Source organism: Streptomyces sp. NRRL WC-3549, assembly GCF_000721935.1.
In the GTDB taxonomy this organism is placed as follows: Bacteria; Actinomycetota; Actinomycetes; order Streptomycetales; family Streptomycetaceae; genus Streptomyces.
Window position 1 is genome coordinate 56045 of record NZ_KL585445.1, and the last position, 802, is coordinate 56846.

The window sequence follows — 802 nt, forward strand, 5'->3', positions numbered from 1 at the left end:
GTCCGCGGTCTACGTACTGGCGCTGGAGCGGACCGCCTCGGTGACCGAGGGGGCCCGGGTCGGGCACCGGGTCCTGCTGGTCTGCCCGAAGGACTTCTCCAACCTGCCGACGGCCTCGGTCGTGGACGTGCGCAAGCAGCGCGCGGTGACCGGCCGCCAGCTGGCCCGGCTGACCCGGGTCGAGGACATCGCGGCGGCGCTCCCCGAGGGCACGACCTTCGACCCCGCGCGCACCCCGCAGGAGCTGGGCGCCGCCGTCGAGGCGGTCCCCGCCGCGTACGCCCCGGAGTGCCTGTCCGCCTGCGAGCTGGCCTTCCACTGCCGGGCGAAGTCCCGCGCCGAGGGGGCGGTGGAGTCGCTCGGCCGGAGCGTGCGGGGTGAGCTCGGGGGGCTGACGACGGTGGCCGGGGTACTGGCGGCCGCCTCCGGCAAGGAGGGCGACCCGGCGGATCCGACGGTGGCGGCCCTGCGCCGGGCCGCGGCGCTGCGCGCGGAGGCCCTGGAGACGGCGGAGGGGAGCGCGCGGTGTCACTGATCACGACCCTGGCCCGGCTGGAGGCGGTGGACAGCGGGCGGGCCCAGCCGCTGGCGACCGTCCGCCACCGCCGGCTGACCGACCGGCCGCTCGTCCTGGTCCCGCTGACCACCGCCGGTGAGGCGGGCGCCCCGCTCGGGGCGCTCGTCGGCACCGACCGCGATTCCCCGCGGCTGCTGGCGGTCGCCCAGCCGCGCGACCGCGACCTGCGCTTCGCGTTCCTCGCGGAGCTGGCCGAGGCGGTGCTGCCCCACATCGAGTCGGCGG

The 802-nt window shown here is 78.2% G+C and carries 2 pseudogenes; both read left to right on the forward strand.

Going from position 1 to position 802, the window contains the following annotated elements:
• Nucleotides 1-535, forward strand: a pseudogene (locus tag IH13_RS0134480) (hypothetical protein); the annotation flags it as partial.
• A pseudogene (locus IH13_RS0134485) lies at nucleotides 526-802 on the forward strand (hypothetical protein); the annotation flags it as partial. The pseudogenes IH13_RS0134480 and IH13_RS0134485, both read left to right, overlap by 10 nt.